Consider the following 13945-nt stretch of genomic DNA (forward strand, 5'->3'; position numbering starts at 1 on the left):
TATATTTATACAGGACTCCAGAGCATAGCTGGTAGTGCAACTCGATCAACCTATATTGACATCATTCCACCATCATCTTGGTACAACTGGATTTCTGCAACTGGAACACGCACCCTCTAATTAATACTTTATCTTTAACTGCAACCAGGTTCCCGAAATATCGGAAAATGGCGGTCTGGCACTGGCAATAAGAAATGGTGAATTGTCTGTAATATATTATACCAATAAAGCTAAAAAAAATGTTTGTTCGGCGGTCTCCGTTTCTAGCAAAATAAAAAGAAATACACATAAATTAATAGTAACTCTGGGCTCGAGCAGCGGAAAAGATCGAGGAGAACAGCCGATCGCTGGGACGATCCATGGGCGGACCTTGAGTGGGTGCTCGTGGCTGCTGTTCGATCGCTCCAGCCGTGCCAGCCCACCGGGCGGCTTGGTGTGAAAGTCGAGCTGTGGTGCGATCGAACAACGTCTCCTTAGCTAAGATTACAGCTAATACCACCAATATTCGATCGTGACCTACGAACCCCTGCACCACAAATATCGCCCTCAGACATTTGCCGAATTAGTCGGTCAAGAGGCGATCGCCCAAACCCTCACCAGCGCCATCCTACAAGAGCGCATAGCACCAGCATATCTATTCACAGGCCCCAGAGGCACCGGTAAAACCTCCAGTGCCAGAATTTTCGCCAAATCCCTCAACTGTATTTCTACGGTTGCCCCCACCCCGACACCCTGTGGCAAATGCAACGTTTGCCAAGAAATTGCCCGAGGTTCCACACTAGATGTCATCGAAATTGACGCCGCCAGCAACACGGGAGTAGATAACATTCGGGATTTGATCGAACGAGCTCAATTTTCCCCCGTACAGTGCCGCTATAAAGTATATGTAATAGACGAAGTTCATATGCTCAGTACCCAGGCATTTAATGCCTTATTAAAAACCTTAGAAGAACCGCCCGATCGCGTTGTATTCGTTCTCGCAACAACCGACCCACAAAGAGTATTACCAACTATTATTTCTCGTTGCCAAAAGTTCGACTTTCGCCGCATCCCCCTCGAAGCAATGATTGCTCATTTGCACAAAATTGCCCAATTAGAAAATATCAATATTGCCAGCGATGCAGTACAAATGGTCGCTCAAATGGCCCAAGGAGGTCTGCGAGATGCCGAAAGTTTGCTAGACCAACTGAGCTTATTTCCTGGTCAAATAACAGTCGAAAAAGTTTGGGATCTAGTCGGTGCAGTCCCTGAAAATGACTTAATGGATTTGCTGCAAGCTATTGATACAGATAACGCTACAGCATTAATAGACATGACCCGCCATCTCATGGATCGCGGCCGGGAACCGCTAATTGTGCTGCAAAGTCTCGCCAGCTTTTACCGAGATTTGCTAATCGCCAAAGCTGCACCAAAACGGTCAGATTTAGTAGCTTTAACATCAGCAACTTGGGAAAAACTGGGGAATTTTGCCCGCCATTGGGATGCGGAGTTGATTTTGGCAGGTCAGAAACATTTGCAAACCCACGAAGTGCAAATTAAAAACACTACTCAGCCGCGTTTGTGGCTGGAAGTAACGCTTTTGGGATTGTTGCCTTCAGCAATTAGAACTCAGCAGCAAACAACAGCCGAACCAGCGAAAAATGTTGCTCAACCACCACAAAATCACCCCCCCCAACCCCCCCTTGCTAAGGGGGGGAGCCAGACTTCTAATATTGAACAATCTTCAGTTCCCAATTCGCAAAACCCTCCACCTCAGTCGCCGCCTGTGGCTAATCGAACAGAAAGCACACCTGCTGCAGCGATTCCCGCACCTGTACCAACTCCTGAAACGACTCAAACAAATTATTCACCGACTAATTCAGCCGATGAAATCGATTTAAATCGAGTGTGGGAACAGGTACTTGACCGCGTGCGGCCGCACGGCACTCAATCGCTGCTTCGCCAACATGGACAGCTAGTAATTTTTAGCAATAATACTGCTCATGTTAAGATTAGTTCGCAGCCGTTGCTCAATATGGTTAAAGACAAAGTAGCTAATATTGAAGAAGCTTTTTTGCAAATTTTCAACCGTCGAGTAACCGTAAAAGTGGGATTGACAAATCCCGCTGAAACTAATAGTTCCCGCGCCAAGGATTTGCCTGCTTCTAACGGACGTGTTGGCGAAAATCCCAGGAATTCTCACCCTGTGAGTGATGCGGGCCAACAGGTGCAGAAGTCGGCGGATGCTGAGATTACAGATGATTTTTTGGGGAATGGTGGAGAAGAACAAAAACACCCGCCAGCGCCTGAAAATACCGCCGTTAATGTGCCGGCAATTTCCGAATCGCGATCGCCCACAAACGGTTCTACAGACTCTCAAAATGACTTTAACGCTCAGGCTATAGCGGTGCGCGATGACGCTCAATATGTCGCGAATACCGCTAGGCAATTGGCTGATATGTTTGACGGGGAAGTAGTCGATTTGTCGGATGACTTGGAGATTTGGGAGTCGGAAACTTTTAGATTGGAATCTGAACCGGATTTTTCCGAGTTATCTTCTGAGTTAGGTGAGGATGATTTTATAGATTGGTAAATCTATGCTTGCGGCAGCGAAATGTGCAAAATTTCGCCGGTGGCACAAAATCCAGCGCGGGTGTAAACTCGGAATCCCTCCTCGTGTCCCGGCATCAGAAACGCCACCGCAACACCCGCCTCGAAAGCTTCTCGCACCAGCCGGGCCGTCAAAGCCCCTGCTATGCCCCGCCGGCGAAAAGGGACGCGCACGCCGATACCCGCGATTTCTGTCGTCTCATTTGCCGGCACAGTAAACATTCCAGCCCCCGCAGGTTCGCCCGTTGCTGCTACGCGAGCGAGTACCGCGATGCCACCTGCCGCCAGAGTTTTCCGAAGACTGTCAACGTCTTCAGCGCTTGGTGCAGCCTCTGTGAAAGCCTCGTGTTGCGCCGAGGCTGTACCGAGGATCTCGGCCTCGGAAACTGGCACAATCAGTTCGATGTCCGGGGGGAGGGGAAGCAATTTCTCGGAACCTGGAGTGCAAGTCATCAGCGGCAAGCGTCCCTCAACGGTGAAACCGGCGGATATCAGGGTTTCTTCGACAGCAGGGGCTAGTTTCGCGACATACTCCAAACGCGGCTTTCGCCCGCGCACAGAGTACGCAGCGATTAGGGCCTTGACATCGGCGAGGGAGGGTGCGGCGCCGTCGTCGGGAATCGCATAGTTGAGATAAGGGTTGGCGCTGTGGCGGCTGAAGGTAGCGAGGAACGGCCCGATCTGCTCGCTGTCACGCTGCTGGCTCGCGGCAAAGCGCAGGTATGATTGAATGCGAGATTCCATAAGTGGCTGTGCTGAAAACCGTGCTTTTAAGCTGACTCTGGCTTGGGCAGCGAAGACGGAAGTACCAACAACTCAGCCGTCGATCGCTTCTCGACCATTTCCTTAGTAATCGTACACCGGGCAACATCCTTGCGCGACGGCAACTCGTACATCACATCCAACATCAATTCTTCGACAATTCCCCGCAGCGCCCGCGCTCCTGTTTTGCGGCGGTATGCTTCCTGGGCGATCGCCCGAATCGCCTCTGGCTTAAAGTCCAACTGCACGTTATCCATCTTCAGCAGCTTTTGATACTGCTTAACCAAAGCATTTCGGGGCTCCGTCAAAATCGCCATCAGCGTTTCCTCATCCAGCGGTTCCAACACCGCCGCCACCGGCACCCGCCCGATAAACTCAGGAATCATCCCAAACTTCACCAAATCATCCGGTTCCAGTTGCTTGAGCACGTCGGCGGCCCGCTTTTCCTTCGGCTGAGCTTCTCCGGGCTGAATAAAACCCATTGACTTTTTACCCGTTCTCTGCTCTATCACTTTTTCTAGACCGACAAAAGCGCCGCCGCAAATAAACATGATATTGCTGGTATCAATTTGGATGCAGTCTTGGTAGGGATGCTTGCGGCCGCCTTGGGGAGGTACGTTCGCGATCGTCCCCTCCAGCATTTTCAGCAGCGCCTGCTGCACGCCTTCACCCGACACATCCCGCGTAATCGAAGGATTTTCGCTTTTGCGGGCTATTTTGTCAATTTCATCAATATAAATAATTCCGCGCTGCGCCTCTTCCACGTCCATATCTGCCACTTGCAGCAGCCGCAGCAAAATATTTTCCACATCTTCCCCGACATAGCCCGCTTCCGTCAGCGTCGTCGCGTCAGCCACCGCAAACGGCACGTCTAGCATATCCGCCAAAGTCTGAGCCAGCAGAGTTTTTCCGCAGCCCGTCGGCCCGATTAACAAAATATTCGATTTTTGTAGTTCTACTTCTTCCGGTGGGTGCTTGCCGCTATTTTTGGCATGGATAAAGCTCAGGCGCTTGTAGTGGTTGTAAACAGCCACCGAGAGCACCTTTTTCGCCTCATTTTGCCCGATCGCGTTTTCGTCGAGGTAATTTTTAATTTCCCTCGGCTTCGGAATTTGGCTCATCGACATACTTTTGCCCGAGGTAGCGCGGCGCTTTTGCGTCGTTTCCTGCTTCGGAGCCACCGCCGCTGGGGGCACTGCACTCGAATCAAACAACTCCTCATCTAAAATTTCATTGCACAAGTCAACGCATTCGTCGCAGATATACACCCCTGGGCCTGCGATCAGCTTGCGCACTTGCTCTTGAGACTTGCCACAAAACGAACATTTTAGATGGGAGTCGTACTTAGACATAACAGCCTCTTAATTCAGTGCAGTGACATTCTCTCCCGCCGTCGGAAGGTTTTCCTTTTCGATAACTCGATCGACCAAACCGTAATTTTTGGCTTCCTCGGCTGACATAAAAAAGTCGCGCTCTGTATCAGCCTCTAATTTGTCGATCGGTTGACCCGTGTGGTGCGCTAGCAGTTGATTCAGCTTACGCTTATGATAAAGGATTTCTTTGGCTTGAATCTCAATATCAACTGCTTGACCTTGAGCGCCTCCAAGCGGCTGGTGGATCATAATCCGGGAACTCGGAAGCGACATCCGCTTACCGTGGGCTCCTGCTGTCAGCAGAAATGCGCCCATACTCGCTGCCAAACCGTAACAAATCGTTACCACATCCGGGCGGATTTGCTGCATTGTGTCATAAATTGCCATGCCGGCCGTCACCGAGCCGCCGGGGGAATTTATGTACATTTGGACATCTTTTTCTGGGTCTTCGGCATCCAGATACAATAGCTGAGCCACTATCGAGTCAGCAACTTCGTCGGTTACGGGAGTTCCTAAAAACACAATTCGTTCCCGCAGCAAGCGCGAGTAAATGTCAAAAGCCCGCTCGCCCATCCCCGACTGTTCTAGTACCATCGGCACTACATTGCTGGGGCTGGAACTGACATCAAAATCGTTATAGCTTGTAATTAGGTAATTGGAAGATTGAGATACAACCATAAGACACCAGTCAAGGATTCTAGACAATTTGCTGCTGCTGATGAAAGCTTTAAATTAAGCCGCCAGCTTTTAACTATTATGCCTCTTCTGAACGGATATCGGGGGAATGGGGAGTTTTGAGTTCTGAAATTGCTTTCTGCGCTGGGCGCAACGCTGGAGTGACTCGCAAGGCTCGCGGGGTGAATGAGTTAAAATACTCACTTGTAAATCATCGCTGCTTCTAGTGGGCACCCCGAGCTTTTAGTAAGGCTCAGGCGCACCCAGAGCTTGTAGTTAAAGATCAGGTGCGCCGTTAAAATCACGGTTGATTTCATGCCCCCAATTAGGGCATTTGAACACATTAAGTTCTATTCTTCGCCTACGACTTCCACTTCAACGCTCGTGGCTGCTTCTGCTGAATCTTCAGCGTCCGATTCTTCTGATTCTTCTGCTGCAGGAGTCAGAGAGCCTTCAGGTAGGAGTTCGATTGTCCCTTTTTCTTCCAACCATTTCAAGGTTTTTTGTTTGAGCAAGTCTTCTGCTACAAATTCCTGCAACCTTTGGGGGTCAAAATCTCCTTTGGGAAACTGCTTTCTGATTTTTGCTACTTCTGCTGCTACTTCTGCTGGTTCCACAGATAAGGATTCCAGCTTGGCTACTTCTGCCAGAGCTAAATTCTGCTTGAGGCGCTCGACTGCTTCCGGGCGCGAGCGTTCGCGCATCGGGCCCATATTTTCTTCGGTAAACAGTTGGTTGATATCTATGCCGTAATTTTTCAATTGGACGGCTTGTTGATTCAACAAATAATCGATTTCGCGATCGAGCATTGTTTCGGGAATTTCCACTTCTATTAGCTGCGCGAGTGCTGCTGATATAGCTTTTTCCTTATTAGCTGATGTCTTGTTTTCTTGGTCTGCTTTAAACCGAGTTTCCAGTGACTCGCGCAGTTCTGCTAAAGTTTCAAACTCGCTGACTTCTTGGGCGAAGTCGTCGTCCAACTCCGGCAATTCTTTTTCCTTAAGTTCTTTGAGAGTAATCGTAAATACTGCCGGTTTTCCTGCTAGTTCTTCACTGCTATACTCATCAGGGAACTGCACGGAAACTTCTCTAGTTTCTCCTGGATTCATCCCGATCATGCCTTGGATAAAGCCCGGTACAAACTGATTTTCCGATAATTCTACTTGAAAATCTTCTGCTTGACCGCCGGGAATTTCTGCGGGAGTTTCGCCTTCTGGTGCTTCCGCAAATCTACCAGAAAAATCAACCAAAGCCGTGTCTCCCAACTGAGCCGGTCTGCCTTCTACGGGGATTAAAGTAGCTTTGTCCGATCGATATTTTGCCAGTACCTCATCCACCTGAGCCTCATCATACTTAGCTTCTTCTGCTTGAAGCTGCAAACCTGTGTACTGACCCATTTTCACTTCTGGTTGTACGTCAACCTTAGCCGAAAAAATCAGAGGCTGTTCTGGATCGAACTTAGCTAGTAATTCTTCAAACTCGGTGCGAAGTTCAAAACTGCCAATTGCAGCAATTTTTTCTTGTTCGAGGGCTTTTTGCAGGGAATCATTAATCAAATTTTCCAAAGCCGTCGCCTTCAAACGAGTCTGGCCTAGGCGCTGTAGCAAAACTTGACGGGGAACTTTGCCTTTGCGGAACCCAGGAATATTAACCTCGCGAGCAAACTGTTTAATTACTTGCTCGTAAGCTTGTTTTGACTTTTCTGACGGTACTTCGATTTCCAGACCAATTTGGCTAGCTGGAAGTTTTTCCTGGGTTACTTTCATCGGCTTTTTTGATATTTAACAATAGTGTAATAAAATACATACAAATCTGACTTTGCCTGCATTTTAATTTTGTACGTTTTGAGTCGTAACTGCACAACTACAACACCTTTACCGGATGAGACTGTAAGTCATTGCCGGCTACTTTTTTGGCTCTTGCCAAATAGTTTTGGTTTGAGGATACTAGCTTTTGCTGCTAGGAATGTGGAGGTTAAGTCCACTAATTGCCGATGCACCATAGCACATATCGCCCTGTGATGTCAATCTTGCCGGCCTCTGCGACCAGTCAAAATCAATGGATGCGCCTGCGAAAAAGCAGATATATCGCAAAACTTAACCGGATGCGGATTGGGCGCGGGCGATCGTCTTCGAGAGCTTCGCTAACGGCAAAAGATGCTAAACTGGCACTGGGTACGATCGCACGGATCGATCGAGAAGTCCGATCGCCCGTTTCAGTTAACTGCACCATTGCCATCCTCTCATGCTCCCGATCTCGCATAACATTAATTAAGTTTGATATTGAGAATTGCAGTTATTTAAATTTTTGATTTCGATCGTTTAGAGTCTAATGTGTGGAGGAAAGTAATTTGTCTCAATCCTATCGAGTTGCCATTTTAGGAGCTACGGGCGCTGTCGGTGCCGAGTTGCTAGAACTATTGCACAGCCGGAGTTTTCCGATTTCTAACTTGAAGCTGCTGGCTTCGGAACGTTCAGCAGGCACAACTTTGCCTTTTGGCGGTGAGATGCTGCCGGTCGAAGCAGTTTCGGCGCGATCGTTTGATAATGTAGATCTGGTACTCGCCTCTGCCGGCGGCTCGACTTCTAAGTTATGGGCTCCGCAAGCGGTGGCAGCCGGAGCAGTGGTCATTGACAATTCTAGTGCTTTCCGCATGGATGCTTCTGTACCGCTAGTGGTTCCTGAAGTCAATCCCCAAGCCGCCGCAGCTCACCGAGGTATAATTGCTAATCCCAACTGCACGACTATTTTGATGGCAGTTGCTGTGTGGCCACTTCACAAAGTTAGGCCGATACAGCGCATCGTTGTAGCGACTTACCAGTCAGCCAGCGGGGCGGGCGCAAGGGCAATGGAGGAAATGAAAGCTCAAGCAAGAGCAATTTTGCAGGGGGAAACGCCCAAAACAGATATATTTCCCTACCCCTTAGCATTTAATTTGTTTCCCCACAACACCCCGATTAACGATTTGGGGTACTGTGAAGAAGAGATGAAAATGGTAAACGAAACTCGGAAGATATTTGGTACGGACGACATTAAAATTACGGCAACTTGTGTGCGGGTTCCCGTACTGCGCGCCCATTCCGAAGCGATTAATCTAGAATTTGCAGAGCCTTTTAGCGCGATCGAGGCCAGGGAAATCTTAAAGCAGGCAAGCGGGGTTAAGCTGGTAGAAGACTGGCAAGCTAATTATTTCCCGATGCCTGCAGAAGCCAGCGGTAAGGATGAGGTGTTAGTTGGCAGGATTCGCCAAGATATTTCTCACCCCTGCGGGTTGGAGATGTGGCTGTCTGGCGATCAAATCCGCAAAGGGGCGGCTTTAAATGCTGTGCAGATAGCTGAGTTGCTGGCCCAAAAAGATTTGTTGCGACCCCCAGTGGCGGCGGCTTCTAATTAACGGAAATTCTCGCAATTTGGAAATTGAAATTGGGGATTTTGGATAAACCTTTCATCTGAAATCAAAAATTTAAAATCAAAAATCAACAGTCTAAAATCGGAGAAAGTGTGGTAAAGTTTGGACGGGTTCTGACTGCAATGATTACGCCGTTTAAGGAAGACGGCAGCGTTAACTATGCGGTAGCAGAACAATTGGCAGTTCATTTAGCAGATCGCGGTACAGATAGCTTGGTAGTGTGCGGCACTACTGGCGAGTCTCCCACTATGACCTGGGATGAAGAGTACGAATTATTTCAGGTGGTACAAAAGGCGGTGGTCGGTAAGGCGTTGGTAATCGCAGGAGCCGGATCGAATTCTACTTCAGAAGCCGTAGTAGCTACCCAAAAAGCAGCTAAACTCGGGTTAGACGGCTGTTTGCAGGTGGTTCCTTATTACAACAAGCCGCCGCAAGAAGGTTTGTACAATCATTTTCGGGCGATCGCGCAATCTGCTCCAGAATTCCCTATAATGTTATATAACATCCCCGGTCGCACTGGTCAAAATATGTTGCCGGAGACGGTGGCTCGATTGGCCGAAATCCCCAACATTGTGGCCGTAAAAGAAGCAAGTGGCAACTTGGATCAAGCAAGTCAAATTCGGTGCTTGACATCCCCTGAATTTGCCATTTATTCTGGAGATGATTCCCTAACTTTGCCAATGTTGGCGGTAGGAGGATCTGGTGTAGTTAGCGTAGCCAGCCATCTGGTAGGAGAACAACTGCAACAGATGATCGAAGCTTTCGAGGCAGGTCAAGTTCAAGTCGCTACCCAGATTCACTTGCAACTTTTTGACCTGTTTAAAGCTCTTTTTCTCACCACAAATCCGATTCCCGTCAAGGCAGCTCTTAAACTTCAAGGCTGGGATGTAGGCTCCACCCGTCCGCCCCTGTGCGATCCGCCCGTTGAGGTAACTCAAAAGTTAAAGGACGTACTGAGTCAGCTAGCAGCAGTATCAGCTAGCAAGACGAGCGAGAACGAGTTTTCAGACAACTGAATATTGGTTGTTATCAGTCATTAGTTCTGAGTCATCAGTCATTAGTAATTAAGTGTTAGTAAGTAGCTAACAGTCAAGGATTAAAGACTGAAGATAGAAGAATGAAGGCCAAAGACAACTGACTGTACGGGATAGTAAAACCCGCCAGGGAGTTTTCCATAAATATTTGGAAAAATATCGCCCTACCAACGAACAGTAGACAAAAGACGAAAGACGACAGACCACAGACCACAGACCAATAACAAAAATAACTAACAAAGGATACGCATGATCAAAAATACAACTGCATCTGCTCTAAAAGTAATTCCCCTCGGCGGGCTGCACGAAATCGGTAAAAACACTTGTGTGTTCGAGTACGGCGACGAAATCATTCTTTTAGATGCCGGTTTAGCGTTCCCGACAGATGGAATGCACGGGGTAAATATTGTCCTCCCAGACATGACTTACCTGCGGGAAAACAGCCACAAAATTAAAGGTATGATCGTGACTCACGGTCACGAAGACCACATAGGCGGTATCCCTTATCACCTCAAACAATTTGAAATTCCGGTCATATACGGCCCGCGTTTGGCGATGGCTTTGCTAGCCGGAAAACTAGAAGAAGCCGGAGTGTCTCACCGCACTGAATTGAGAACGGTTAGACCCAGGGATACAGTAAGAATTGGCAAAAATTTCTTAGTCGAATACATTCGGAACACTCACTCGATGGCCGACAGTTTTACGGTGGCAATTCACACTCCCGTGGGAATTTTGATCCACACCGGAGACTTTAAAATTGACCACACTCCTGTAGACGGCGAGCATTTTGATTTGCAAAAGCTGGCGGAATACGGCGAGAAAGGCGTGCTGTGCTTGATCAGCGATTCTACTAACTCGGAAGTTCCCGGTTTTACCGCTTCGGAACGTTCTGTTGCTCCGAATTTAGACAGAATTATCGCTCAAGCACCGGGACGGGTGATGCTGACAACTTTTGCTTCGTCGGTACACCGATTGCAAATTGTTTTGGACTTGGCTAAGAAAAACAATCGCTATGTCGGAGTGGTTGGCCGGTCGATGCTTAACGTCATCGCTCACTGCCGCAATCTCGGCTACATCAAATGCGAAGATAGTATTTTCAAACCGCTGAAAGAAATCCGCAATTTGGCTGAAGACAAGGTTTTAATTTTGACGACGGGTTCCCAAGGCGAACCGATGGCGGCGATGACTCGCATTGCTAACGGCGAACATCACGAACTGAAAATCAGAAAAGGCGATACAGTTATTTTCTCAGCTAATCCGATTCCCGGAAATACGATCGCAGTGGTAAATACGATCGATAAACTGATGATGCTGGGAGCACACGTGGTTTACGGCCGCGACAAAGGCATTCACGTTTCCGGCCACGGCTGTCAAGAAGACCAAAAGTTAATGATTAACATGACTCGTCCCAAGTTCTTCTTGCCAGTGCACGGGGAACACCGGATGCTGATCCAGCACTCCAAGACGGCTCAAAGCATGGGCATTCCCGCTAGCAATATGGTGATTATTGACAACGGCGATGTCGTAGAGTTGACAGAAAATTCAATGCGAGTCGCTGGTCAAGTGCCTTCAGGAATTGAATTAGTAGATTCTTCTCGATCGGGCGTTGTCAAAGCGAGCGTCCTCAAGGAACGTCAGCAGTTGGCCGGAGATGGCGTTGTAACTGTAGCGGCGGCTTTGAATTGGGAAGGCAAATTAGTTGCCAAACCAGAAGTCCACTTGAAAGGTGTAGTGACATCAGCCGATCGCGCGGAGGTGATCAAATTAATCACTCAAACCATTGAAACAGTTTTGAGCGATCGCTGGTCAGAATTTGTCAAACCCGCCACTGCTGACTCGCAAGTTGACATTGACTGGGTAGGAGTGCAAACCCAAATAGAAAAAGCAATTCAGCGGGTAATGCGCCGCGAACTGCAAAGCAATCCGCTGCTGGTATTCCTGATGCAAATTCCTGAAGAAGCAGTGCGATCGGAAACTGTTCAAACATCTCAGCTTTCCATTGAAGCGCCTAAACTAGCATCATCAGTACCATCGCCAGTACCAGCCCCTGTGAATAAAGTAACAGGCCGCCGCCGTCCCCGGACTGCTGCTGCAAAAGAAGCTTCCGTAGCCTCCTAGTTCGATCGTGATTTGCTACCGCAGATAAACGTAGATAAACGCAGATAGATTAAATTAAATCATTATCTGCGTTCATCTGTGTTTATCTGCCCTCATCTGCGGTAGCACAAAAAAATCAGAGGAATTAAAACTTTGATTTGCAGCCGCAGATAAACACAAAAAATAAACACAAAAAATAAACGCAGATAGATTCAATAACTATCTGCGTTCATCAGTGTTTATCTGCCCCCATCTGTGGTCAAAAATCAACCACCAGCAACCGCCGGTACAATACTCACTTCATCACCATCTTTAAGAGCAGTTTCTGTACCTTCCAGAAACCGGATGTCTTCACTGTTGACGTAGAAGTTGAGAAATCTGCGAGGTGTTCCTTGTTCGTCGCACAGGCTCTTTTTGATGCCGGGACAATTTGTTTCCAGCGAATCAATCAGTTCGGAAATGTTGCCACCGCCGCATTCTATTGTGGCTTGATTGTTGGTGAATTTTTGCAGGGGAGTGGGAATTAAAACTTTAACAGTCATTTTTTTAGTCCTTAGTCAGTAGTCATTAGTCAGTAGTCAGCAGTCAACAGTCAGCAGTCAACAGTCAACAGTCAACAGCTTGATAACTAATGACCAATGACTAATGACTAATTACTATTAAACCGAAACTTGTTGCCATTCTAAACGTTCGAGGGTGCGGGCGCGTTCTAGGGCACGCTCGAAGGCTTCTATTTTTGGTTCGAGGGTGATGGGTTCGCCGATGTAACCTTGGACGGCTTCTTGGGTTTTTAAGCCGTTGCCGGTAATGTAGGCGACGGTAGTTTCGTCGGGGTCGATTTTACCTGCTTCTACGAGTTTCTTCAAGACTGCGATTGTAGTGCCGCCTGCGGTTTCGGTGAAGATGCCTTCGGTTTCTGCTAGCAGTTTCATGCCTTCGATGATTTCGGTGTCGCTGACGGATTCGATGTTGCCGCCTGTTTTGCGGGCGATGTCGAGGGCGTACATACCGTCGGCTGGATTGCCGATCGCGATCGACTTAGCAATTGTATTCGGTTTCACCGGTTTGACGAAATCGCGGCCTTCGCGGAAGGCTTGGGCGATGGGGGAACAGCCGTCAGCTTGGGCACCGCTGAATCTGACTTTCTTTTCATCCACTAAACCGACTTCGATGAATTCTTGAAAACCTTTGTAAATTTTTGTGAACAGGGAGCCGGAGGCGAGGGGACCGACGATGTGATCGGGCAATTGCCAGCCTAGCTGTTCGGCCACTTCGTAGCCGAGGGTTTTCGAGCCTTCGGAATAGTAGGGACGCAAGTTGATATTGACAAATCCCCACCCATGTGTATTGGCGACTTCGCAACAGAGGCGGTTAACTTGGTCGTAGTTGCCGTGAACTGCCATGACAGTTGGATTGTAAATCAGAGTGCCGAGGACTTTGCCTGCTTCTAAGTCGGAGGGGATGAAGACTACGCAGTCGAGTCCGGCGTGGGCGGCGATCGCAGCCGTAGAGTTAGCTAAATTGCCGGTGCTGGCACAGGATACCGTTGTGAAACCCAATTCTCTGGCTCTGCTGAGGGCGACTGACACCACTCTGTCTTTAAAGCTGAGAGTGGGCATATTGACGGCATCGTTTTTAATATAAAGATTTTTTAGACCGAGGCGGCGCGCCAAGCGGTGGGATTTTAATAGAGGAGTCATCCCAGTGCCGACATCGATGACGTTATCTGTAGCGACTGGTAAAAATGCGCGGTAGCGCCAGATCGAGTTGGGGCCGGCTTCGATGGTTTGGCGAGTGACGGTGCGGCGGATGGCGTCGTAGTCGTACTTGACTTCAAGCGGGCCAAAACAGCAATCGCAGACGTGCTTGGCTTGGAGTTCGTACTCTTCACCGCATTCTTTACATTTAAGGGCTGTGAAGGTTGCTGCTGTGGATTGGGTTCTGGTCGCCTGGGTCATAGCTCAACTCTCTAGTTTTGCGATGTTTTCTTAGTCTTGTGCAAGATT

12 protein-coding genes are annotated in these 13945 nt (G+C 48.5%); 5 read left to right on the plus strand and 7 right to left on the minus strand.

Going from position 1 to position 13945, the window contains the following annotated elements; genetic code table 11:
• Positions 1–374 precede the first annotated feature (374 nt).
• Both QUB30_RS02230 and QUB30_RS02235 read left to right on the plus strand, forming a co-directional pair.
• Positions 375–515, plus strand: coding sequence for a hypothetical protein (locus tag QUB30_RS02230; protein WP_333328409.1), 141 nt, complete (start codon positions 375–377; stop codon positions 513–515).
• Entirely contained in the window at positions 512–2572 is a 2061-nt protein-coding gene (locus QUB30_RS02235) for a DNA polymerase III subunit gamma/tau (protein ID WP_333328412.1), read from the plus strand. The genes QUB30_RS02230 and QUB30_RS02235 overlap by 4 nt, the downstream gene beginning before the upstream one ends.
• A gap of 2 nt (positions 2573–2574) precedes the next feature.
• On the opposite strand, the gene QUB30_RS02240 is transcribed toward QUB30_RS02235, so the two are convergent.
• The 5 genes from QUB30_RS02240 to QUB30_RS02260 all read right to left on the minus strand — a co-directional run bounded on the left by QUB30_RS02240 (position 2575) and on the right by QUB30_RS02260 (position 7631).
• Complete coding sequence (locus QUB30_RS02240) at positions 2575–3333, minus strand: GNAT family N-acetyltransferase (RefSeq protein WP_333328415.1); 759 nt, start codon at positions 3331–3333, stop codon at positions 2575–2577.
• 26 nt (positions 3334–3359) lie between these two features.
• Positions 3360–4703, minus strand: a complete 1344-nt coding sequence (gene clpX, locus QUB30_RS02245; protein WP_333328418.1) for an ATP-dependent protease ATP-binding subunit ClpX — start codon at positions 4701–4703, stop codon at positions 3360–3362.
• A gap of 9 nt (positions 4704–4712) precedes the next feature.
• Positions 4713–5402 carry an ATP-dependent Clp endopeptidase proteolytic subunit ClpP gene (clpP, locus tag QUB30_RS02250; RefSeq protein WP_333045253.1) on the minus strand — a complete coding sequence of 230 codons (690 nt, stop codon included), beginning with the start codon at positions 5400–5402 and terminating at the stop codon, positions 4713–4715.
• A 347-nt stretch (positions 5403–5749) separates the two neighbouring features.
• Entirely contained in the window at positions 5750–7165 is a 1416-nt protein-coding gene (gene tig, locus QUB30_RS02255; protein ID WP_333328422.1) for a trigger factor, read from the minus strand.
• A 289-nt stretch (positions 7166–7454) separates the two neighbouring features.
• On the minus strand, positions 7455–7631 hold the full coding sequence (locus QUB30_RS02260; protein ID WP_333328424.1) for a hypothetical protein: 177 nt from the start codon (positions 7629–7631) through the stop codon (positions 7455–7457).
• A 118-nt stretch (positions 7632–7749) separates the two neighbouring features.
• On the opposite strand from QUB30_RS02260, the gene QUB30_RS02265 reads away from it, so the two are divergent.
• From QUB30_RS02265 to QUB30_RS02275, 3 genes are all read left to right on the plus strand, one after another.
• Entirely contained in the window at positions 7750–8793 is a 1044-nt protein-coding gene (locus QUB30_RS02265) for an aspartate-semialdehyde dehydrogenase (RefSeq protein WP_333328427.1), read from the plus strand.
• Between the two features lie 107 nt (positions 8794–8900).
• Positions 8901–9824, plus strand: a complete 924-nt coding sequence (dapA, locus tag QUB30_RS02270; RefSeq protein WP_333328430.1) for a 4-hydroxy-tetrahydrodipicolinate synthase — start codon at positions 8901–8903, stop codon at positions 9822–9824.
• A gap of 267 nt (positions 9825–10091) precedes the next feature.
• A complete protein-coding gene (locus tag QUB30_RS02275; protein ID WP_333328433.1) occupies positions 10092–11960 on the plus strand; it encodes a ribonuclease J in 1869 nt (622 codons plus the stop codon).
• 245 nt (positions 11961–12205) lie between these two features.
• Here QUB30_RS02275 and QUB30_RS02280 read toward each other — a convergent pair whose 3' ends face one another.
• Together QUB30_RS02280 and thrC are read right to left on the minus strand one after the other, a co-directional pair.
• A complete protein-coding gene (locus QUB30_RS02280) occupies positions 12206–12481 on the minus strand; it encodes a MoaD/ThiS family protein (protein WP_333328436.1) in 276 nt (91 codons plus the stop codon).
• A gap of 117 nt (positions 12482–12598) precedes the next feature.
• Positions 12599–13897, minus strand: a complete 1299-nt coding sequence (gene thrC / locus QUB30_RS02285) for a threonine synthase (protein WP_333328439.1) — start codon at positions 13895–13897, stop codon at positions 12599–12601.
• Positions 13898–13945: the final 48 nt, after the last annotated feature.

Origin of the sequence: Microcoleus sp. BROC3 (assembly GCF_036702515.1) — a bacterium.
In the GTDB taxonomy this organism is placed as follows: Bacteria; Cyanobacteriota; Cyanobacteriia; order Cyanobacteriales; family Microcoleaceae; genus Microcoleus.